This is a genomic window from Herbaspirillum lusitanum, assembly GCF_026127345.1.
In the GTDB taxonomy this organism is placed as follows: domain Bacteria; phylum Pseudomonadota; class Gammaproteobacteria; order Burkholderiales; family Burkholderiaceae_D; genus Herbaspirillum; species Herbaspirillum lusitanum.
The window spans coordinates 382,281-404,081 of the sequence record NZ_QXFG01000003.1; the positions used below are offsets into that span (position 1 = coordinate 382,281).

20 protein-coding genes and 1 pseudogene are annotated in these 21,801 nt (G+C 60.7%); 8 read left to right on the plus strand and 13 right to left on the minus strand.

What is annotated here, in order from left to right; translation table 11 throughout:
* Positions 1-29: 29 nt before the first annotated feature.
* A complete protein-coding gene (locus DXT88_RS03030) occupies positions 30-443 on the plus strand; it encodes a RidA family protein (protein ID WP_116434920.1) in 414 nt (137 codons plus the stop codon).
* Here the strand turns inward: DXT88_RS03030 and DXT88_RS03035 are convergent, their stop codons facing one another.
* The 3 genes from DXT88_RS03035 to mltB are packed head-to-tail and all read right to left on the minus strand — an operon-like array spanning position 444 to position 4,998.
* Positions 444-1,607, minus strand: a complete 1,164-nt coding sequence (locus DXT88_RS03035) for a phosphotransferase enzyme family protein (RefSeq protein ID WP_265211510.1) — start codon at positions 1,605-1,607, stop codon at positions 444-446.
* Positions 1,608-1,632: 25 nt separating this feature from the next.
* A complete protein-coding gene (locus DXT88_RS03040; protein ID WP_265211511.1) occupies positions 1,633-3,786 on the minus strand; it encodes a TonB-dependent siderophore receptor in 2,154 nt (717 codons plus the stop codon).
* Positions 3,787-3,843: 57 nt separating this feature from the next.
* Entirely contained in the window at positions 3,844-4,998 is a 1,155-nt protein-coding gene (gene mltB, locus DXT88_RS03045; RefSeq protein ID WP_265211512.1) for a lytic murein transglycosylase B, read from the minus strand.
* A 188-nt stretch (positions 4,999-5,186) separates the two neighbouring features.
* On the opposite strand from mltB, the gene DXT88_RS03050 reads away from it, so the two are divergent.
* Positions 5,187-6,134, plus strand: coding sequence for a histone deacetylase family protein (locus DXT88_RS03050; RefSeq protein WP_265211513.1), 948 nt, complete (start codon positions 5,187-5,189; stop codon positions 6,132-6,134).
* 1 nt (position 6,135) lies between these two features.
* Here the strand turns inward: DXT88_RS03050 and DXT88_RS03055 are convergent, their stop codons facing one another.
* The gene (locus tag DXT88_RS03055; RefSeq protein ID WP_265211514.1) at positions 6,136-7,014 is read right to left on the minus strand and encodes a LysR family transcriptional regulator; all 879 of its coding nucleotides are present in this window, start codon (positions 7,012-7,014) and stop codon (positions 6,136-6,138) included.
* A gap of 167 nt (positions 7,015-7,181) precedes the next feature.
* Between DXT88_RS03055 and DXT88_RS03060 the strand changes: the two genes are divergently transcribed.
* A complete protein-coding gene (locus DXT88_RS03060; protein ID WP_265211515.1) occupies positions 7,182-8,618 on the plus strand; it encodes an MFS transporter in 1,437 nt (478 codons plus the stop codon).
* Positions 8,619-8,758: 140 nt separating this feature from the next.
* On the plus strand, positions 8,759-9,712 hold the full coding sequence (gene ylqF, locus DXT88_RS03065; protein WP_265211516.1) for a ribosome biogenesis GTPase YlqF: 954 nt from the start codon (positions 8,759-8,761) through the stop codon (positions 9,710-9,712).
* Between the two features lie 171 nt (positions 9,713-9,883).
* Here ylqF and DXT88_RS03070 read toward each other — a convergent pair whose 3' ends face one another.
* The 3 genes from DXT88_RS03070 to DXT88_RS03080 all read right to left on the minus strand — a co-directional run bounded on the left by DXT88_RS03070 (position 9,884) and on the right by DXT88_RS03080 (position 12,442).
* Positions 9,884-10,684, minus strand: coding sequence for a MetQ/NlpA family ABC transporter substrate-binding protein (locus DXT88_RS03070; protein ID WP_016835965.1), 801 nt, complete (start codon positions 10,682-10,684; stop codon positions 9,884-9,886).
* Between the two features lie 65 nt (positions 10,685-10,749).
* On the minus strand, positions 10,750-11,403 hold the full coding sequence (locus DXT88_RS03075) for a methionine ABC transporter permease (RefSeq protein WP_016835964.1): 654 nt from the start codon (positions 11,401-11,403) through the stop codon (positions 10,750-10,752).
* Positions 11,393-12,442 (minus strand): methionine ABC transporter ATP-binding protein, encoded by a 1,050-nt coding sequence (locus DXT88_RS03080; protein ID WP_265211517.1) that lies wholly within the window; start codon positions 12,440-12,442, stop codon positions 11,393-11,395. The genes DXT88_RS03075 and DXT88_RS03080 overlap by 11 nt, the downstream gene beginning before the upstream one ends.
* 292 nt (positions 12,443-12,734) lie before the next feature.
* Between DXT88_RS03080 and DXT88_RS03085 the strand changes: the two genes are divergently transcribed.
* Positions 12,735-13,304, plus strand: a complete 570-nt coding sequence (locus DXT88_RS03085) for a methylated-DNA--[protein]-cysteine S-methyltransferase (RefSeq protein WP_265211518.1) — start codon at positions 12,735-12,737, stop codon at positions 13,302-13,304.
* A gap of 167 nt (positions 13,305-13,471) precedes the next feature.
* On the opposite strand, the gene groL is transcribed toward DXT88_RS03085, so the two are convergent.
* From groL to DXT88_RS03115, 6 genes are all read right to left on the minus strand, one after another.
* Positions 13,472-15,124 (minus strand): chaperonin GroEL, encoded by a 1,653-nt coding sequence (gene groL, locus DXT88_RS03090; protein WP_016835962.1) that lies wholly within the window; start codon positions 15,122-15,124, stop codon positions 13,472-13,474.
* 126 nt (positions 15,125-15,250) lie between these two features.
* Positions 15,251-15,541 carry a co-chaperone GroES gene (groES, locus tag DXT88_RS03095; protein WP_007882171.1) on the minus strand — a complete coding sequence of 97 codons (291 nt, stop codon included), beginning with the start codon at positions 15,539-15,541 and terminating at the stop codon, positions 15,251-15,253.
* A gap of 469 nt (positions 15,542-16,010) precedes the next feature.
* The gene (locus DXT88_RS03100) at positions 16,011-17,024 is read right to left on the minus strand and encodes a TRAP transporter substrate-binding protein (protein ID WP_265211519.1); all 1,014 of its coding nucleotides are present in this window, start codon (positions 17,022-17,024) and stop codon (positions 16,011-16,013) included.
* A 56-nt stretch (positions 17,025-17,080) separates the two neighbouring features.
* Complete coding sequence (locus DXT88_RS03105) at positions 17,081-17,878, minus strand: SDR family NAD(P)-dependent oxidoreductase (protein ID WP_016835960.1); 798 nt, start codon at positions 17,876-17,878, stop codon at positions 17,081-17,083.
* A gap of 114 nt (positions 17,879-17,992) precedes the next feature.
* Positions 17,993-18,811, minus strand: coding sequence for a phytanoyl-CoA dioxygenase family protein (locus DXT88_RS03110; protein WP_016835959.1), 819 nt, complete (start codon positions 18,809-18,811; stop codon positions 17,993-17,995).
* A gap of 436 nt (positions 18,812-19,247) precedes the next feature.
* Positions 19,248-19,940, minus strand: a complete 693-nt coding sequence (locus DXT88_RS03115; protein ID WP_265211521.1) for a GntR family transcriptional regulator — start codon at positions 19,938-19,940, stop codon at positions 19,248-19,250.
* 125 nt (positions 19,941-20,065) lie between these two features.
* Here DXT88_RS03115 and DXT88_RS03120 point away from each other — a divergent pair, with 125 nt between their 5' ends.
* The 3 genes and pseudogenes from DXT88_RS03120 (at position 20,066) to DXT88_RS03130 (ending at position 21,708) form a co-directional block, all read left to right on the plus strand.
* On the plus strand, positions 20,066-20,650 hold the full coding sequence (locus DXT88_RS03120; RefSeq protein WP_265211573.1) for an HD domain-containing protein: 585 nt from the start codon (positions 20,066-20,068) through the stop codon (positions 20,648-20,650).
* A 69-nt stretch (positions 20,651-20,719) separates the two neighbouring features.
* Positions 20,720-20,833, plus strand: a pseudogene (locus tag DXT88_RS03125) (3-oxoacyl-ACP reductase); the annotation flags it as partial.
* An 83-nt stretch (positions 20,834-20,916) separates the two neighbouring features.
* On the plus strand, positions 20,917-21,708 hold the full coding sequence (locus tag DXT88_RS03130; protein ID WP_265211522.1) for an SDR family oxidoreductase: 792 nt from the start codon (positions 20,917-20,919) through the stop codon (positions 21,706-21,708).
* Positions 21,709-21,801: the final 93 nt, after the last annotated feature.

Below are 21,801 nucleotides of genomic sequence, written 5' to 3' on the forward strand. Positions count from 1 at the left end.
CTTCACTCCATCTATTCACTGAGGCTTTCATGGAACACACGCGCATTCGCAGATTCAATACCAAAGATACTTATCCCGAACAAAACATCGACAACGATTTGTGCCAGGCAGTTGTCGCGCGCGGCACCACCGTGTTCTTGCGCGGCCAGATCGGCCAGAACCTGGATACCTCGGAAAGCGTCTGCATCGGCGACGTCAAGGGACAGACCGAGCAGGCGATGTACAACATCGACATGTTGCTCAAGGAAGCCGGCGGCAAGCTCGAGCACATCTGCAAGGTGACGATTTATATCTCCGATCCACGCTATCGCGAAGACGTGTATCGCGTGGTGGGGCGTTGGCTCAAAGGGGTGTTTCCAGTGTCGACCGGTATTGTCGTGAGCGCGTTTGCGCGGCCGGAATATCTGGTGGAGGTGGATGCGACGGCGGTGATTCCTGATTGATCAATCAGCAGCAGCGCGTTGTTCGATCCGTGCGAGCAGTCGTTGCCCATCCGCGCTGTTGAACCAGGCGGCATGTCCAAGGTAATAAGCGTCGTAGGCCAGTGCGGCATTGTTGGCCGAGCGTGTAATCCCGTGGAAATAGGCCAGCTCGGCCAGCGCGAATTCCGCATGCACCAGCGGCAACAAGGCCGCCAGCGCCAGCCATTGGCGCGAGCTCAGCGGCAGCACCAGATGGTAGCCGTCTAGCAATGCATCGAGCAGGTCGGGATGGACTGCGTCGGTCTTGCCTTCCTGGATCGCCAGCCATTCGATGACGTTGCGCTCGATCGCGGTTGCCAGGTCGTGCAGCGCACAGGTGCGGTCGCTAAGGCCGAAATCGAGGATGGTCTCGACGCCCGCCGCCGCACTGCGATCGGTCCACAGCAGGTTGGACGCGTGCCAGTCGTTGTGAGTCCACAGCGGCGTCAACTCATCCAGATAAGGCAGCAGCCGCGCGTGGAACGGCAGCAGCGTGCCGGCAGCTTCGCCGCGCCAGTCGCGCTCCTTCAGATAGTCGGCAATCGCCGGGTAACGCTCGATGTAGCGTTGTAGCGCGGGCAGCGGATCGGGCTGCGAAAAAATCGTGAAACTGGATACCAGCGTCCGCGCCTTGCGCGCCGGCGCGGCGTAGTCCTGCGCGGCCAGATGCAAGCGCGCCAGCGCCTTGCCGGCTTCATGCGCATGCACGCTGCTGCTGAACGGCGTCCATGACACCGCGTCGCGATACAGGTCGACGCCGGAGGCGACGCCATGCACTTCATAGGTCCAGTGATCGTCGGTGAAGGCGGTGGCGCCGTCGGATGTCGTGAGCACTTCGCTGACGGCGATGCCGCGACTGCGGAGGTGATTGATGAAACCGTGTTCTTCGCTCAGGCCGGCGACGTCGCGCACCGACACATGATGGCGCTTGACGAACACGTCCATGATCGAGGTCGTCATCACGCAACCCGCGGAAAAAGGACGCGGGCTATGCCACACCAGCCGCTTCGGCACGCCGGCTTGCGGATAATGCAGCAGGACGCGCGCCACTTCGGCCGAGGTCAGCGCCGGCCAGTCCGATATCACGGCGTCGGCATTCATGCCGTGGCTCAGTACGCGGGTCAGGTGATGGGAGGCGGCTTCCATGGCTTGGTTTGGGCTTGGTGGCGACTCAGAAGTCGTACTGCACCGACAGGCGCGCCAGACGCGGCGCACCGAGGTGCAGGTAGCTGTCGCCGAGCGACTCGCCGGTGTCTTTCCAGTAGCGCTTGTCGAACACGTTGTCGACCGTCAGGCGCACGGTGGTCGGATGGCCGCCCATCCTGGTCTGGTAACGCAGGCCGGTGTTGAAGATGTGATACGACGGCACTGTTGCGCTGCCGTCGCGCGTGGCGCTCTTGCTGCCGCTGTACAGCCAGCTGCCTTGCAGGTTCAGGCCGGGCAAGGCCGCCAGCGCATAGTCGGCATACAGCGCACTGCGCAGGCGCGGCACGTTGACGGCTTGCTTGTCGTCGTATGCCGGCGTGCCGGTACCGTCCGCGCGCGCCTGGATGAAGGCCAGGCTGGCGGCGAGGCGCAATTGCTTCGTCACGTTGCCGGCGGCGCCGAGTTCGAGGCCGGTATGCGTCTGCTTGCCCTGCTGGACATACTTGAAGCCGCCCGCGCCGTCCGGTTGCGGATACTCGTAAGCCTTCTTCATGCGGAAGATCGCGGCAGTGAAACTCAGGTCCTTGTTCCAGTCGTACTTGATGCCGGTTTCCAGTTGACGCGCCACTGACGGCGGCAGGATGGTCGGGTAGTTGGTCTGCCAGAACGCCGCCGCCGTGCCCATGCTCAGTGTCTCGGCGTAGCTGCCGTAGAGCGACATGTTGACTTGCGGTTTATAGATCAGCGCAAGTTGCGGCAAGAATTGGTTGCGGTCGGTGTCGCGCGTGGTGGCGCCGGTCGCGGCGTAGGTTTTTTCCTTCAGCCAGACCTGGCGGCCGCCTGCCAGCACTTCCCAGCGTTCGCCGAACTGCACGCGGTCGGTGAACAGCATCGCCTGCTGGCGGCTGTCCAGGTTACGGTACGAGGCCGGGATATCGGCGCCCGACGGCGCCAGGGGCGCAGCGGCCGGGCTGTAGATGTTGCCGGTGCCGACCGGGATAGAAATGCCGTCCGACTTGTCGATCACGCGGCGCGACATGGTCAGGCCCAGCGTCAGGCCGTGCCTGAGGGCGCCCATGTTGAACTTGCCTTGCACGACCGCTTGCGCCTCGTCGTTGCGACGGGTGTCGTCCGGGCTGCGATAGTCGTACACGTCGTAGTCGCCGTTGGCCGCGAAGGTCGGCGAGAACACGGTGGCGACATTGCTGCCGTAAGGGAAGGCCAGGTAGTCGTCGATCACCGCGCGGCTGCGACCGGCCGTGATGTAGCCGCGCCAATTGTCGTTGAATTCCAGGTCGAAGCGGGTATTGAAGTTGAGCGAATCGATGCGCACCGGTTGCACCCAAGGCTGCGGCGACAGCATCGTCTTCGGCGAGACGCCGGACGGCACCGTGGTGCCGCCCAGCAGCTGATAGCCGGCGACCGATTTCTGCGCCTTCTTCTGATATTCGATGTTGAAGGCGAGACGCGCTTTCGAGCTGATGTCCCACGCCGCCGCCAGCGAGGCGAAGTCGCGATAGCCGTTGCTGTAGTCGACGTAGGAATTGATGTCTTCGTGCGCGGCGTTGACGCGCAGGCCGAATTGTTTATGCTCGCCGAACAGCACGCCCAGGTCGGTCGACAGGTAGCGCGAACCGTTGGAGTCGGTGCCGAGCATGACCGAGCGCACGTCGGCCGGACGCTTGGTCACGTAATTGACCAGGCCGCCGGCGTTGAGCACGCCGCCTTGCAGGCCGGCCAGGCCCTTGATGATTTCGACCTGTTCCTTGTTTTCCAGCGCGATGTTCTGTTCGCCGACCGCCGACAGGCCGTTGATGCGATAACCGCTCGCCAGATCCAGCGGAAAGCCGCGCACGCTGATATTTTCGTAGTAACCGACCGGCGCATAGTTTTCGCCGATGCTGGCGTCGTTCTTGATGACGTCGCTGAGCAGGCGCGCCTGCTGGTCTTTCAGTTGCGCTTCGGTGATCACCGAGACCGAGGCCGGCGTGTCCAGCAGGGGCGTTTCGCCGAAGCCGGCAATGCCCGATGTACGTGCGCGATAAACGTCGGTGCGCGTCGCTTCGGCGCTGACGTTGATGGCCGGCAGCGTGCCGGCGTCAGTGCCTTCTTCGGCGAAGGCAGCAGGCGCGACGCTGGCCAGCGTCAGGGAAATGGCGAGGGGAGAGAAGCGTTTCATCGGTCTTGCGGTCGGTTTCTGAGTGGAGCGTGTAGCGCGGGGGGAGAGTCTGGCCGCTTATTTTGCGCGCGCGGTGCGCACGGCACGGGCCAGGTCGATCACCGACATGGCGTAGAAATAGCTGCGGTTGTACTGCGTGATCGCAAAGAAATTATTAGTCGCCAGCCAATGGTCAGTCGGCGCATCGCCGTTCTGCAGGTCGACCAGCCCGAAGCGCAGGCCGGCCGGCAGTTCGCTGCCGGAGACCACGCCTGCGGCACGCAATTCGTCGGGGCTGAACTTGGCTTCCAGGCCCTGGTTGATCAGGTTGTCGATCTTGCCGGCGTCGGTGACGGTGGCGGGGAACACGGTCGGTTCGCCGCGCTGCCAGCCGTGGATCTTGAGGAAATTGGCGACGCTGCCGATGGCGTCGACCGGCGAGCTGCGCAGGTCGATCTTGCCGTTGCCGTCGAAATCGACGGCGTACTGGCGGATGCTGCTCGGCATGAATTGCGGCCAACCGATGGCGCCGGCGTAGGAGCCCAGCAACGAGAACGGATCGATGTTGGATTCGCGCGCGAACAGCAGCGTGTTTTCCAGCTCGCCGCGGAAGAACGCCATGCGGGCGTCGCGGTTGGCGGTCTTGGGATAATCGAAGGCCAGCGTGGTGATGGCGTCGAGCACGCGGAAGTTGCCGGTGTTGCGACCGTAAACGGTCTCCACGCCGATGATGCCGACGATGATTTCGGCCGGCACGCCGTATTGCGCTTCGGCGCGCGACAGGGCCAGTTCATGCTCGTTCCAGAAGTCGACGCCGGCGTTGATGCGTTTCGGTTCGACGAAGCGCGCGCGATAGGCTTGCCAGTTCTTCGGTTTGCCGCTCGGCGCAGGCTTGATCAGCTGGATCGCGGTGTCGATGTAGCGGGCCTTGTTGAACAGCGCTTGCAGTGCTGCCTTGTCGAAGCCGTTGCGGGCGACCATGTCGTCGATGAAATCGTTGACTTCCTTCCACTGGCTGAAATTGGCGAACTCGCCGTCATCGGCCGGGGCGGCTTTCTTTTTCGGCTTGGCTTGCCTGGCGTTTTTGGCTTTCGTGTTGCTGCTTTTGCTCTTGTCCGTCTGGTTCTTGCGGGTCGTCGATTCCGCATGGACCGCCGCAGGGATCAGGCAGGCAAGGGAGAGAGCGGACAGGCCGAGCAGGCGAAGCAAACGAAGGCAGGGTTTCATTGACATGGATGGCGCAGCGCTGCGCGTAAATTAACTCGGTAAGGTGGCTGACAGCCAAGTCGGCCAGTATACATGATCGGCCGGGCGGTCCGGCCGCCGCCCACTCTGCCCCGATCGCTTGGATGTACACTAGCGGGACAGGTCACAGATGCCACGAGACACTCCCGCACGGGAAGAACAAAGCAAAGATAACAATGACGACTGCTTTTTATACGCATGCCGACTGCCAGCGCCACGAGATGGGCGACTGGCATCCGGAGACGCCGCTGCGCCTTCAGGCCATCGAGGATCAACTGATCACCAGCCGCATCGACCAGTTCCTGGAACGACGCGATGCGCCGCTGGCTGACGTCGCCGACATCGAGCGCGTGCACACCGCCAACGCGGTGGCGCTGATCCGCGACAATGCCGGGGCACTTGCTCTGGCGCAGGACAACCTCGCTCACTATCCGCTGGACGGCGACACATCGATCAACCGGTACAGCTGGAACGCCGCCTTGCGTGCGGCCGGCGCTGCCGTCGCCGCGACCGACGCGGTGATCGCCGGCGAGCTGGAAAACGCCTTCTGCTCGGTGCGTCCTCCCGGACATCACGCCACGCCGACCACGCCGATGGGTTTTTGCCTATTCAACAACGTCGCCATCGCGGCACGCCACGCCATCGACGTTCATGGTCTGGAGCGCGTGGCCATCGTCGACTTCGACGTGCATCACGGCAACGGCACCGAGGCGGCATTCAAACATGATCCGCGCGTGCTGATGGTGAGTTTCTTCCAGCATCCGTTCTATCCGTTCAGCGGAGCCGATCCGGCCGAGCCGCACATCCTCAACGAGCCGTTGCCGGCGTATACCGCGGGCAACGTGGTGCGCCAGCTGGTGACCGACAAGTGGCTGCCGGCTTTGCATGCACACCAGCCGCAGATGATCTTCATCTCGGCCGGCTTCGACGCCCATCGCGAAGACGACATGGGGCAGATGGCGCTGGTGGAGGCCGACTACGCCTGGATGACGAAGCAGATCATGGACGTGGCGCGACAGCACGCGCGCGGCCGCATCGTGAGTTGCCTGGAGGGCGGTTACAACCTGTCGGCTTTGGGCCGCAGCGTGGTGGCCCATCTCAAGGTGCTGGCCGACCTCGACTGAGTCAGGCTAGCGCTTCCAGACGATCGTAAGCGGCAACAATGGCGTCGGCCACGGCGCGCACGCGGGCGGTGCGGTTGAGGTCGCTGTGCAGCACCAGCCACATGTCGTACGGTTCGGCGCGCTCGGGCCAGAGCCGCACCAGTTGCGGCACCGTGTCGGCCATGTAGGTCGGCAACTCGCCGATGCCCAATCCCGCCGCCACCGCTTCGAGCAGCATCAATCCCGAACTCACTTCCATCGCCACGCGTGCATTGGCGGTCGATTCGCCGCAGATGGTGTCGATCTGCGACGCATAGATCGCACGCTGGTAAATCACCACGTCATGTCCCGCCAGCGCGGTGCCCGGTTGCGGCAGGCCGTGCTTCTTGATGTAGCTCCTGGAGGCGTACAGGCCGAGCGCCAGTCGCTTCAGGTGGCGTGAAATCAGATCGGGACTGGTCGGGCGCAGGCTGCGCACGGCCAGGTCGGCTTCGCGCCGGGTCAGGTTGGAGACTTGCGTCGAGGTCGTCAGCACCACCCGGATTGCCGGATGATCGGCCGCCAGTTGCTGCATGGCCGGCATCAATACATGCTTGGCCATGGTGTCGGTGGCGGCGATGCGCACCACGCCGCACAGGCGCTCGTCGATGCCTTGCATCTGGCGTTGCAACTGGTCGGCGGCCGTTTCCATCTTCTCGACCGCAGACACGGCCAGATCGCCTGCGGGCGTCGCCACATAGCCGGCCGGCGTGCGCAGGAACAGCCGTGCTCCCAGCGATTTCTCCATCGCGTTGAGGCGGCGGCCGACCGTGGCCTGGTCGATCTGCAATTGTTCGGCGGCGCCGCGCAGGGTGCCGGCGCGCTGTATCGCCAGAAAAATACGGGCGTTGTCCCAATCCATGATGGCTTCCTGCAAGGTAATTGTTGATGCAAATTTGCATCAGAGTGCCGAGATTATGCTTATTTATTGCATTGCGCAAGAAGCTTAGAATGGCATCCTTGCTCGCATTCCCTTTGGATTCCCGGGGGATTGCCGGGTGGCAACCCTATCGAAAGAGAAGTGCTTCCATGTCTACACAATGTCCTGCGCCGGCCGGCGCAATCACTGCGATTCCACACAAGACTGATGCTCATGTCGGCTTGCTGCCGCTGGTGACACTGGCCATCGGCTTCGTCATGGCGATGCTCGACGTCACCGTGGTCAACGTCGGCTTGTCGTCGATTGAAAAAAGCCTGGCCACGCCGCTCAGCATGCTGGTCTGGATCGTCGACGGCTATACGCTGAGCTTCGCCGCCATGCTGCTGGTCGGCGGCGCGCTGGCCGATCGCTACGGCGCCAAGAATATCTACCTGCTCGGCCTGGTGCTGTTCGTGGTCGCTTCGCTGCTGTGCGGCGCCGCGCCCAACGGCGGCATGCTGGTTGCCGCGCGCCTGTTGCAAGGCCTGGGTGCAGCGTTCTTCATGCCGAGTTCGCTGAGCCTGCTGACCCATGTCTATGAAGACGACCGCGTGCGCGCCCGCATGCTGGGCGTCTGGTCGGCCACGGTCGGCGGCGCGGCGGCGGTCGGCCCGCTGGTCGGCGGCATCCTGATCCATTCGTTCGGCTGGCGCAGCGTCTTCCTGATCAACGTGCCGGTCGGCCTGCTCGGCCTGTACATGGCGGTCAAGATGATTCCGTCGGTGGAGCGGCACGTGCGCGCGTTGACCATCGCCAGCCATTTCCTCGGCGTGCTGATGCTGGCGGCCTTGAGTTTCGTGCTGATTGAAGGACCGGTCTACGGCTGGACATCGCTGCCCATCGCGACCGCCGTGGTGGTGACGATGCTGGCGTTCGGCACGCTGGTGCAGCGCGAGCGCAGCGGTTCGGCGCCGCTGCTGCCGCGTGCGCTGTTCGCCACGCCGCAGTTCGCGGCCGCCAACGGCATCGGCTTCCTGATCAACTTCGGCGTCTACGGACAGTTCTTTTTCCTGGCGCTGTTCCTGCAGCAGGCGCGCGGCGCCGATGCGCTGCAGACCGGTTTGCAGATGCTGCCAATGATGGCGGTGATCTTCATCGGCAACCTGAACTCAGGCCGCATGACGGCGCGTTTCGGACCGCGTTTGCCGCTGCGCCTGGGCCTGACGGTCGGCGCGGTGTTTTCTGCGGTGCAGATCGGGCTGACGCCGGAGACGCCTTACTGGATGCTGGCGGTGGCCGGCGCGCTCGCCAACCTCGGCATCAGCACCGCCATCCCGGCCATGACTACCGCCGTGATGCAGGTGGCCGGCAAGGGCCACGCCAACAGCGCCGCCGCCGCGCTCAACGCCAATCGCCAGATCGGCGCGCTGGTCGGCGTGGCGCTGATGGGCGCGATCCTGCACAGCTTCGGCAACTGGATTACGCGCATCGTGCTGGCCTACGGCGTGGTGGCCATCGTCTACGCGCTGGCGCTGGTGCTGGTGTTGCGTTACGTCAATGCACGCTCGGCGGCGAGTACGGCCGCGGCCGTTCCGGCCGGGGAGTAAGTTACTGAGCAAGTACGGAGCAAGTTGCGGAATAAGTCGCCGAACAGGAGGAATCGGCACCTTCGCCGACCTTCTTTTTAGGGGCAAACGGGCCGCAGGCCGTAAAATAGCGGCTTATTTTGCAAAAAGAAGAATTCCGCATGTCTATTCAATGGTTCCCAGGTCACATGAACGCCGCCCGCAAGAAGGCGGCGGAGGCGATGGAAAAGGTCGACCTGGTCATCGAGGTGGTGGATGCCCGCCTGCCGCAGGCCAGCTGCAATCCCATGATCGAGCAGATCCGCCTGTTTCGCCAGCGGCCCTGCCTGAAGATCCTCAACAAGAGCGACCTCGCCGATCCGGGCGTCACACAAGCCTGGATCGCGCACTACAACAGCCAGAAGAACGTCAACGCCGTCGCGCTCAGCTGCAAGAAGCCGAGCGACGTCGCCAAGGTGCCCAAGCTGGCGCTGGCGCTGGCGCCGCATCGCGGCACGCCGCTCAAGCCCTTGCGCATGATGATCATGGGCATTCCCAACGTCGGCAAGTCGACGCTGATGAATGCGCTGCTCAAGAAGCGCGTGGCCGCCGTCGGCGACGAGCCGGCCGTGACCAAGACGCAGCAGCGTCTTTACCTCGGCAACAACATGGTGCTGATCGACACGCCCGGCATGCTGTGGCCGAAGATCCAGCATCCCAGCGACGGCCTGATGCTGGCTGCCAGCCACGCGATCGGCAGCAACGCGCTGATCGAGGAAGAGGTAGCGACTTTCCTCGCCGACGAACTGCTCAAGCGTTATCCGCACCTGCTGGCGGCGCGTTACGGTTTCAAGACCGACGGCATGGATGGCGTGGCGGTGGTGGAAGGGGTCGCCATCAAGCGCGGCTTCCGCCTCAAGGGCGGCGACTTCGACTTTGAAAAGGCGGCGCATACTTTCCTGCAGGATTATCGCACCGGCGCGCTCGGACAAATCACGCTGGAGACGCCCGCCACGCGCGCCGCCTTGCTGGCCAATTACCAGGCCGAGCTGGCGATCGCAGCAGCGGAAGAAGCCGCGGAACTGGCGGCCATCGCCGCCGAGGAAGCGGAAAAGAATCGCGGCCGCCCCGAATGACGGAGCGGAGGGCGGGCAGCGAAACGGCTTGCGTGTGCGGTATGTGCTGAACTGCTGAACTGCCGGCGCGACGGCGCAGACATGCAAACAAAAAGGGCGGGACCTCGTGGAGGTCCCGCCCTTTTTTTTGCCGTGCCGGCGGTCGCCGGTGCGGCAGCGGCTATCGCCGGATTACCAGGAAGTGACGACCGAGTTCTTGTACTTCTCGATCACGAACTTCTTGATTTCCGGGCTGTGGTAAGCCTTGACCAGCTTGGCGACCCAAGGCTTGTCCTTGTCTTCGACGCGCACGGCGATGACGTTGACGTAAGGGCCCTTGGCGGCTTCGATGGCGATGCCGTCCTTGGTTGGCGACAGGCCTGCGGATTCAGCGAAGTTGCCGTTGATGGCGGCGGCGTCGAAGTCATCCAGCGAGCGTGGCAGTTGCGCCGCGTCCAGTTCGATGATCTTGACCTTCTTCGGATTGTCGACGATGTCCAGCGGCGTCGCCTTCAGGCCGGCATCGGCCTTCAGCTTGAGCACGCCTTGCGCCTGCAGCAACAGCAGTGCGCGGCCGCCATTGGTAGGGTCGTTAGGGATACCGACGCGGGCGCCGTTCTTCAGGTCGTTGAGCGACTTGATCTTCTTCGAGTACACGCCCATCGGGAAGGTGATGGTGGTGCCGACGCTGACCAGTTTGTAGCCGCGGTCCTTGACTTGCGCATCCAGGTACGGTTGGTGCTGGTAGCTGTTGGCATCCAGATCGCCGGCGGACAGGGCCGCGTTCGGCTGGATGTAATCGCTGAATTCAACGATCTGCAGCTTCAGGCCGTCTTTCTCGGCGATCTTTTTGACTTGTTCCAGAATTTCAGCGTGCGGGCCGCCGGTGGCGCCGATCTTGATCGGCTTGTCTTGCGCCAGGACCGGTGCGGACACCAGGCCTGCAACCACGCCCAGACCTGCGAAAAATTGGATTAATTGACGACGATTCATTGTTTCCCTCTCTCTTCGATAGCAGCAGCGGATAGCTGCATTATTTTTTACGCCTGGACCTGTTCTTAACGATGGCTCAGACGACGTACCAGGACATCGCCCAGTGTTTGCACCAATTGCACAAATACGATCAGGATCAGCACCACCGCCAGCATTACTTCCGGCAGGAAACGCTGGTAGCCGTAGCGGATGCCGAGGTCGCCCAGGCCGCCGCCGCCGATCGCGCCGGCCATGGCGGAATAGCCGACCAGGCTGACGAAGGTGATCGTAAGACCCGCGACGATACCAGCAAACGCTTCAGGCACCAATACCTTGTAAATGATTTGCCAGGTGGTCGCGCCCATGGCTTGCGCGGCTTCGACCAGGCCGTGGTCGACTTCGCGCAAGGCGGTCTCGACCAGGCGCGCGATGAACGGCGCCGAAGCGATGGTCAGCGGCACGATCGCTGCGGCGGTGCCGATCGAGGTGCCGACGAAGAAGCGCGTGAACGGGATCACGGCGACCAGCAAAATGATGAAGGGAGTCGAACGCACGGCGTTGACCAGCAGGCCGGCGATGCGGTTGAAGGCGACATTGGGCAGGATGCCCTTGCGTTCGGTCAGGTGCAGCGCGATGCCCAGCGGCACGCCGAAGACGGCGCCGAGCAGGCCGGAGATGCCGACCATCATCAGCGTTTCGCCGAACGAGCTGATGAAGAGATCAATCAGTTCAGATGACATGGTTCAGCTCCTCCACCACGACGCCTTGCGCACGCAGGTAATCCATTGCATTGGTAATGTTCTCGGCGGTGCCGTTGGCGAGGATCGCCAGCGAACCGAAGGCCTGGCCCTGGATCTCGTCGATCTGGCCGTGCAGGATGTTGAAGTCCAGGTTGAAGCGGCGCACCGCTTCCGACAGATGCGGCTGGTCCACGCCCGAGCCGGTGAAGGCGAAGCGGAACAGGTGATCCGTACCCGAACCTGCTTCGGTATTGGCCAGACGCGCGCGCAGACGCTCCAGCACGCCCTTGGGTAGTTCGTGGGCGATCACGTCGCCGATCAGGGCGCGCGTGACTTCATGTTTCGGTTCGCGGAACACGTCCAGCACTTCGCCCTGTTCGATGACCTCGCCGGCTTCCATCACGGCGACGCGGTCGCAGATCACCTTGATGACTTCCATCTGGTGCGTGATCAGGACGATGGTCAGCCCCAGTTCCTTGTTGATCTTGCGCAGCAGCTCGAGAATCGAGCGCGTGGTTTCCGGATCGAGCGCCGAGGTGGCTTCGTCCGACAGCAATACCTTGGGATCGTTGGCCAGGGCGCGGGCGATGCCGACGCGCTGCTTCTGGCCGCCGGAGATTTGCGCGGGGTAGCGATCCTTCAGCGCGGTCAGGCCCACCAGTTCCAGCAGCGGTTCGACCTTTTTGGCGATCTCGGCCTTGGACAGGCCGGCCAGTTCCAGCGGCAGCGCGATGTTGTTGTAGACGGTGCGCGACGACAGCAGGTTGAAGTGCTGGAAGATCATGCCGATGTGGCGACGCGCATCGCGCAGGTCGTCGGCCGACAGCGTGGTCATGTCCTTGCCGTCGAGGATGATCTTGCCTTCGGTCGGGCGATTGAGCAGGTTGATGGTGCGCACCAGCGTGCTCTTGCCGGCGCCGCTGCGGCCGATGATGCCGAAGACTTCGCCCTTGCGGATGGACAGGTCGACGTTGCGTACCGCATCAACCGTGCCGCTGCCGTTGGGGAAGCGTTGGGTGACCCCCTGAATTTCGATCATATTGCTTTCGATGTTGCTTGATTGTTGCTTCAAGAAAAAGGCAGCAGGGCGGCTAAATAACCAGCCTGCTGCCGATATTTTTATATAGAGCCGTGATTTTATGAGGATTTCGTTGCAGGCGGAACTACATTTTGCATATTCCCTAATGAGAAAAAGGCATAACCAAGCGCTTTTTGGCGCGAATTGCAATGAAGAATGCCGGCTGTTTCATTTCCGATAAGCAGCAAGTCCCCCCTGCATGTTTGCGCCAATGCGACTAAGATAGCCGTCCCGGCCCGGAAGGAAACCATCGATGGCATACGTCTACATAACCATGAACTCGCCCGTCGGCGAGCTGACCCTGGTCGGCCGCGGCGAGCGGCTGGCGGCGATCCTGTGGGAAAACGACAAGCCCACGCGCGTGCGGCTGGGTGAGATGAGCGCCGACCCCGCCAGCCCGGTGCTGCTGGAGACTGAACGCCAGCTCAACGAATACTTCGCGGGCAAGCGCAAACAGTTTGAAGTCCCGCTGGATTTCACCGGCACCGATTTCCAGAAGCGGGTATGGGCGGCGCTGCTGACCATCCCGTTCGGCGAAACCCGCAGCTACAGCGAAATCGCCGTGCAACTGGGCGACATCAAGGCGGTGCGTGCAGTCGGCGCAGCCAACGGCAAGAATCCCATCTCCATCATCGCCCCCTGTCATCGCGTGATCGGCGCCTCGGGCGAACTGACCGGTTTCGCCGGCGGACTCAAGGCCAAGGAGTTGTTGCTCACGCTGGAGGGCGCGCATGCCTTGCACAACAAGCCCGGCACCGCCGTCCCGCAAAAGCGCCGCAGCAAGCTGCCGGATCCGAACCAGGGTTTGCTGTTCGCGGAGTGATCCGAGGTCTGAGTAGCAGAGGGCAGCAGAGCAGACGCAAACGCTGCGCACAATGAAAAAGGCCTCGATCGCTCGAGGCCTTTTCTTTTGCTGCGTGCTACGTATAGCCGTGTGGAAAGCGTGCTTTCCGGTGCGCCCGCATTCCGGAGAATGCAGGCGCAGCCGAATTACATCATGCCGTCCATACCGCCCATGCCGCCCATACCACCCATGCCGCCTGGCATACCGCCAGCCGACTTGTCTTCTGGCTGCTCAGCGATCATCGCTTCGGTAGTCAGGATCAGGGCGGCGACCGAAGCAGCATTTTGCAATGCCGAACGGGTAACCTTGGTCGGATCCAGAATGCCCAGTGCAATCATGTCGCCATAAGTGCCGTCAGCAGCGTTGTAACCGTAGTTGCCTTGGCCTGCCAACACTGCGTTGACCACAACCGATGGCTCGTCGCCGGCGTTGAACACGATTTGGCGCAGTGGCTCTTCGATCGCGCGCAGCACGATCTTGATGCCGGCTTCCTGGTCAGGATTGTCGCCCTTCAAGTCCTTGATGTTGGCGCGTGCGCGCAGGAATGCCACGCCGCCGCCAGGAACGACGCCTTCTTCAACTGCTGCGCGGGTAGCGTGCAGAGCATCTTCAACGCGTGCTTTCTTTTCCTTCATTTCGACTTCGGTAGCCGCGCCGACCTTGATCAGTGCAACGCCGCCTGCCAGCTTGGCAACGCGTTCTTGCAGCTTTTCACGATCGTAGTCGGAAGTCGCTTCTTCGATTTGCGCGCGGATTTGCTTGACGCGCGATTCGATAGCGATGGCTTCGCCGTTACCGTCGATGATGGTGGTGTTTTCCTTGCTGATTTCGATGCGCTTGGCTTGGCCCAGTTCAGCCAGAGTGGCTTTTTCCAGAGTCAGGCCGACTTCTTCAGCGATCACTTGACCGCCGGTCAGGATAGCGATGTCTTCCAGCATTGCCTTGCGACGGTCGCCGAAGCCAGGAGCCTTGACGGCGGCAGTCTTCAGGATGCCGCGGATGTTGTTCACCACCAGAGTTGCCAGTGCTTCGCCTTCGACATCTTCAGCGATGATCAGCAGTGGACGGCCGGCCTTGGCGACTTGTTCCAGGATCGGCAGCAGGTCACGGATGTTCGAAACCTTCTTGTCGAACAGCAGGACGAATGGGTTTTCCAGCGCAACAACTTGCTTCTCTTGGTTGTTGATGAAGTAGGGGGACAGGTAGCCGCGGTCGAATTGCATACCTTCGACGATGTCCAGTTCGTTTTCCAGCGACTTGCCGTCTTCCACGGTGATGACGCCTTCTTTGCCGACCTTGTCCATTGCCTTGGCAATGATGTCGCCGATGTCGGAATCGGAGTTAGCCGAGATCGAACCGACTTGGGCGATTTCCTTGCTGGTGGTGGTTGGCTTCGACAGTGTCTTGATTTCGGAAACGATGGCGACAACAGCTTTGTCGATGCCGCGCTTCAGATCAGTCGGGTTGAAACCGGCGGCAACGTACTTGAAGCCTTCGCGAACGATCGCTTGAGCCAGCACGGTCGCGGTAGTGGTGCCATCGCCTGCGTTGTCGGAAGTCTTGGAAGCAACTTCCTTAACCAGTTGCGCGCCCATGTTTTCCAGCTTGTCTTTCAGTTCGATTTCTTTCGCAACCGAAACGCCGTCCTTGGTGACGGTAGGGGCACCGAAGCTGCGCTCCAGAACCACGTTGCGGCCCTTCGGACCCAGGGTTACCTTGACTGCGTTAGCCAGGATGTTGACGCCATTGACGATTTTTGCACGTGCGTCATCGCCGAAAATTACTTGTTTTGCTGCCATGTTGGATTCTCCAAAATTCGTTTATGAATTGCTGAATTGCGTTTGAATCGGCTCGATCAGCTCCGATCAGACTTGTTCGCTGCCGGCGCAGGACGATTTACGTCGCGCCGCGGCAGCGGACGTCGATTACTTTTCGACGACGGCGAACAGGTCTTCTTCACGCATGACCAGCAGTTCCTGGCCGTCGATCTTCACGGCTTGGCCGGAGTACTTACCGAACAGAACGCGGTCGCCGACCTTGACTGCCAGCGGACGGACCTTGCCATCGTCCAGGATCTTGCCGTTGCCGACAGCCAGGATTTCGCCTTGGTCTGGCTTTTCAGTTGCTGCGTCAGGCAGCACGATACCGGATGCGGTCTTGGTTTCTTGGTCGAGACGCTTGACGATAACGCGATCGTGCAAAGGACGAAGGCTCATGAAAACTCCTTAAAATTCAATAAGTTATAAATAATGCGGCGTTGGCTGCAAAGTGTACTTAAGCCCTGCAGCAAGAACTCCGTGCCACATCGGAAAAGTGGGTAGGCCAGAAAAGAAGCTGTTAGCACTCTCCCCTGACGAGTGCTAAGTATAGGGGCGGGATGGGGGTTTTTCAAGGGCAGGGATGATTTAAGTCGCGCGGAGTCGCGTAATTGTCGGAATTCGTTTAAGTCTGAACTGTTGTTGTCGATTAAGCATGATCCCCTCGGGCGGCTCAAATGGCGAGGGCAATTCTGCGGGGAAAATCAACAAACGAAACGAATAAATACGCGCGGAGGTAGCCGGCCTCAAAGCCGTTCTCTGTTTTTCTCTGTTTTCTCTGTTTACCAATGACAAAGTCCCGCCTGTCGGCGAGACTTTGTCGTTCCAGCTTGGTTCGGGATCAGTTGACCGTGTTACGGCGACGCACTCAAACCAGCTTGCCCACCGCCGCCTCCAGTTGCGTCCATGCCTCTTCACCAAACTTGTTTTTCCATTCCTTGTAGAAGCCGCTTTGTTGCAGCACCTGGCGGAATTGTGCAGTGGCCGGTTTGGAAAAAATCAAGCCTTTGGCAGCCAGTTCTTGTTGCAGGTCGGCCGCCATTTTTTCGCTGTCGGCGCGCTGATTGACACCCGCTGCATTGAAGTTCCTGGTGATGATGTCTTGCAGCGCCACCGGCACTGCGGCGAAGGAACGTTTGTTGGCCAGCAGCCAGTAACCATCCCAGGCATGACTGGTCATCGCACAATATTTCTGTACTTCATACAGTTTGGCAGTGGTGATGATCGGGAAAGGATTTTCCTGACCATCCACGATGCGGGTCTGCAGTGCACTGTACAACTCGTTGAAGTTGATCGGCGTCGGCGCTGCCTTCAGCGATTTGAACAAGGACAACAACAAGGGGCTGACCGGCACCCGGATTTTCATGTTCGCCAGTTCAGCCGGCGTGTTGATCGGTTTGTTCGACGTGATATGGCGGAAACCGTTGTCCCACACCTTGTCGAATACGTGCAGATTGGTTTTCTCGATATGCGAACGAATGTATTTGCCGAGATCGCCATCCATCGCTTTCCACACTGCGGGGTAATCGTGAAAGGCAAAACCAACACTGTTGAGCGAAGCCATCGGCACCAGATTGGCCAGAATCACGCCAGGCAAGGTCAGGAACTCGACGCTGCCGGAGCGCACCTGGCTGAGCAGATCGGTATCCGAACCCAACTGGCCATTCGGGAACACCCTGATGTCGACCTTGCCGCCGGTTTCCGCCTTGGTTTTTTCGGCAGCTTCGCTGAGGCGGATATAAATCGGATGGGTGACCGGAACGTTGGTCGCCACCTTGTAGTTGAACACGGCAGTTTGCGCGCGCACGCTGGTGGCGCCGACGGCGGCGATGCCGACTGCCGAGGCGGCGGCTTTCAAAACGGTACGGCGAGTGATTTGCATGTCTGTCTCCATGATTTTTATTTGAATACGGCGCGATGATCCGGCCAGATGCTGCGCTAGACGCAGCGCGCCGTCAGGCCGCCATCGACGATGATGCTGGTGCCATTGACGTAGCGGGCTTCGTCGGATGCCAGAAACAGTGCGGCATATGCGGTGTCCCAGGCATCTCCCATCTTGCCGGTGGGGGAGATTTTGTCGCGTTGGGCAATCATCGAATCGACATTGCCGCCATACGTCTTGGTCAGCGGTTCGCGAATCAAGGGCGTGTTCATCAGGCCCGGCAACACGCAATTGGCACGGATGCCTTGTGCCGCGTATTCCACGGCAATGTTGGAGGTCATGCTGATCAATGCCGCCTTGGCGGCGCTGTAGGCCAGATAGGGGAAACCGATCCAGCGCAGGCCGGCAATCGAACCGATGTTGACGATGGCGCCGGCGTTGCGTGCCGCCATATACGGCAGCACATGTTTGCAGGTCAGAAAAATGCTGGTCTGATTGACCGCGATGACACGGTCCCAGCTTTCCTCCGAAGTCTCGACCGGACCACCGGTTTCGACAATGCCGACATTGTTGTGCAACACATCGATCTGGCCGTAGGTCGCCATGCAGGCGGCGGCCATTTCGCGAATATCGTCGCTGCTGGCGACATCGGCCCGGAAAGCGGTGCACTCCCCGCCTTCACTGCGAATGATGGCTGCGGTTTCCTGCGCAGCTTCAATACGAAAATCGACCGCGAATATCCTGGCTCCTTCACGTGCATACAGCACCGCTGCAGCTTTGCCGTTGCCCCAGCCTGGCCCGGATGAGCCGGCGCCTATGACAATGGCGACCTTTCCTTTCATGCGTTCAGACATGATTTCCCTCAATGATGTACGGAGATGTACGGAATATCGGGGCCCGGAACATGCGGCGCGGGAGTTGCGGTTCCCGCCTGCATGAGCCAGGCTCCGTCGGAAGCAGGCTGCGGCTCAGGCTGCCAGGGCAGACTTGGCGGGCGCCGCCGCAGCACGTTCGGCATACTCTTTGAGAATATTGGCGCTGCTCGCGTGCAGCGGCGTGAAGTCCTGATGCGCAATGAAATCCGGCCGTGTCGGTTTGGTGATCGCATTCGATACTGCCGACAGCGTCAGATAAACGATACGGCGCGGATACGGAGTGATGTTGCCGGCCGAGCCGTGCACCATATTTGCGTGGAACATCAATACACCGCCGGCCTTGCCGGTCGGGGTGACGATGCCATTGCGATCGACCATCTCGGTAACGGTCTTCTTGTCCAGCGTCCACAAGGGATAGGAAGTGGTTTCCGTATCGTGCGCAGATTCCAGCGCGCCGGCCTTGTGACTGCGCGGCACCACCATTAGCGGGCCGTTGATCGGCATCACTTCATCCAGGAATACCGCGATGTTCATGGCGCGCGGTTCCGGCATGCCGTCATCCTTGTGCCACGTCGGAAAATCCTGATGCCATTGCCAGACTTCACCGGTAAAAGCGGCTTTGGCATTGATCTTGAATTGATGGATGTACACCTCTTCGTTGAACAACTGCGCCACCGGCGCTACCAGGCGTTCGTCCGCGGCCAGCAGTTTGCAGGCTTCGTTGTATTGATGGCAGGCAAATGCGGTACGCGGGGTGCCATCTTTTTCCCGCCAGATATCCGGACGTTGCATCTCCAGTACGGCCGCCGAAGCATTGCGCAATGCGGTGATTTCGGCTTCGGAAAAGCAATCTGGAAGAAAGACATACCCAAGTTCATCAAAGCGGGCGAGTTGTTCTGCGTTGAGTTTCATATTGTCTCCTGTGGACTTGATGGGGCGATGTATTTGATTTTATTTTTGAATGCTGAATTTGGAATTCCGAATTCAGTTTTTAGATAATAGTCGTCCCCCTTGAGCAGGTCAACGAGAAATTCGCAAATTCGAAAGCATGGGATTCAGGGACACGCGCGGCTTGAGTGCCGCTGAAGCTGAGTGGGAGTGGGGGGCGACTAGCAAAGGATGCCGCAGAATATGCTCTGGAGAGCCGGGCGAGAACAGAATCCCAATTCAAGCCGAAAGGCGAAAATCGGGATTTATTGTCAGTTTGATACTGGGTAGGGGTTTTAAGTGGTCAAGGACGGCGAAACCCAAGGAGATGGCGGCCGATGCGGCCGCGGATGGGAAAGGCTGGAAGGCTGGAAAGGGAAATGAAAGCAGGCAAGGCAATGACTGCCTGCCTCAGTACCTCTCACGCCGTCGGATCACGACCGGCACTCAGGCGCTTGGCGAGGTCGCGGCCGGCGCGTTCGATATGCCGGGCGGCCGCCTGAAACGCTTCATCCACCACGCCGGCAAAAATGTGCGTCGCGATGATCTGATGTTCTTCCCAGGCACGCACCGGTACGCCGGGATCATTGAGCACGGCCATCATGGAACGCATCAGATGCGGCCATTGTCCGGCCATGATTTGCTCAATCGCCGGATTGCCGCTGAGCCGGTAAATCGCCATGTGAAAACGGAAATCCGCCTTGACGAGCACTGACAACGGCGCATTATGCCGCATTGCGCTGACGCCCCGTTCAATCGTCTCTTTTAGCGCATCGATGTCATCTTTCGGCGCGAGACCATCCTTGACCCGCTGCGCCGCCATGGCTGCGGCACTGGATTCCAGCGAGACGCGCGCGTGGTAGAGATGAACGATGTAGTCGGGATTGACCGGGGAAACTTCCACCCCTTGTTTGCCGGCGTCGCGCACCAGCCCCTGATATCGCAGCAGTTGCAAGGCATGGCTGATAGGCTGACGCGATACGCCGAGGCGGTCAGCCAGCGCCGATTGCCGTACCCGTTCGCCGGGTTTCAGGTCGCCGCTGGTGATGGCTTCGAGCAGGCGGTCGTACACCTTCTCGATATACAAGGTATTTTGATCGATTGAATTCTGCATTCCGGATTCCATGCCGGTATCTTAACACGGCGGCGTGGGAGAGAAAGGGCGCTCCCAACCCGGCCTGGTCAGATTCGGCATCCGGTACTGCTTTGTATAATCATGAAATTATATTTTTGCGCGAGATGCTTGTGGAATTGGCAAGACTGGAACAGCAACTGGGCTTCCTGCGGGAAATCGATCGCCTGAAAACCGTGATGCGGCAATCGCCGCTGCTCGATCAAAGCCGCAAGGAAAACTCCGCCGAGCATTCCTGGCACCTGGCCATGTACGCCATGCTGCTGAGCGAATATGCGAATGGGACCGTGGATGCCAATCGCGTCATCCGGATGCTCCTGCTGCACGACATTGTCGAGATCGACGTCGGCGATTTTCCGATTCACGGCGGGTCTTCGGCGGCGGCGCAGGCGGAGCAGGAAGTGAAGGCGGCAGAGCGCTTGTTCGGCATGTTGCCCGAAAACCAGGGTGATCAACTTCTGGCCCTGTGGCAGGAATTCGAACGTGCGGAAACCGACGACGCAAAATTCGCCAAGGCGCTGGATCGCTTCCAGCCGTTGCTCATCAATATCTTCACCGGTGGCGGTACCTGGACGGAGAACGGCGTTTCACTGGAACAGGTGCTGTTCCGCTACGGTCCCGTGATTCAAAAAGGCGCACCGCAACTGTGGACGGCGTGTGAGCAGTGGGTGGCGCGACATTTTTCGGAATGAAGCACCATCAGGCGGAATCACGCCAATCGCCGATGCAACCGAACAAGACCTGGAGCCGCGCACTGGGACCGAAGGGTACCCAAGCCGGAGGAGGGCGCCAATATCCATGCCTGCCTGGCCAGTAACGAAGCGAGCTATATTAACGGTGCGGTAATAGGGGTAGCGGGCGGGTTGACGCGGTAGCCTGACTCTTCACCGGACAATTTTTCCCGCCACATCATCGTCGACCGATGACGTGGCTCACGTGCTCACATGTCGGGATTTTCATGAAAACAGTTGATCTATTGAAGCCGGACGCCGGCCTGCGCGTCTTCATCTCCGGCGCCGCCACAGGCATCGGTGCAGCCATTGCGGAAGCATTCCTGGAGACCGGCGCGGCGGTCTACGTTTGCGACATCAATCCGGCCGCCGTCGAAGCAATCAGGAAGAAGCACCCCGGCATTCATGCCGGCGTCGCCGACGTCGGCAAGCGCGAAGACGTCGATGCAGTGATGGCGGACGCGGCCGGGAAGCTCGGCGGCCTCGATCTGCTGATCAACAATGCCGGCATCGCCGGACCGACGGGCGCGGTTGAAGACCTCGACGCGGACGCCTGGGACCAGACCATCAACACCAATCTGAACAGCCAGTTCTACTTCCTCAAGCGCGCCGTTCCCTTGCTGAAGAAGACTTCGGAAAATCCGGGCATTATCACGCTTTCCTCGGTGGCCGGACGCCTGGGCTATCAGTTCCGCACGCCGTATGCCTCGACCAAATGGGCCATCGTCGGTCTGATGAAATCGCTGGCGGTCGAGCTCGGACCCAGCAATATCCGCGTCAACGCAATTCTTCCCGGCGTGGTGGAGGGCGAACGCATGGACGGCGTCATCGCCGCCCGGGCAAAGACGCTTGGAGTGAGCTTCGACGAGATGCGCGAAGACTACGTCAAGAAGATTTCACTGCGGCGCCTGGTGACCACCCAGGATGTCGCGGCGATGGCCTTGTTCCTGGCGTCGCCTGCCGCGCGAAACATCTCGGGGCAGGCGATCAGCGTCGACGGCAATCTCGAATATCTGTAATCGGGTAGATTCCCTGCAGGCTTCCGTCATTTGACCTTTCGGATGCTTCGCGCATCCAAGCGGACAAAAAATAAAACCCGCGCCGACAAAAGC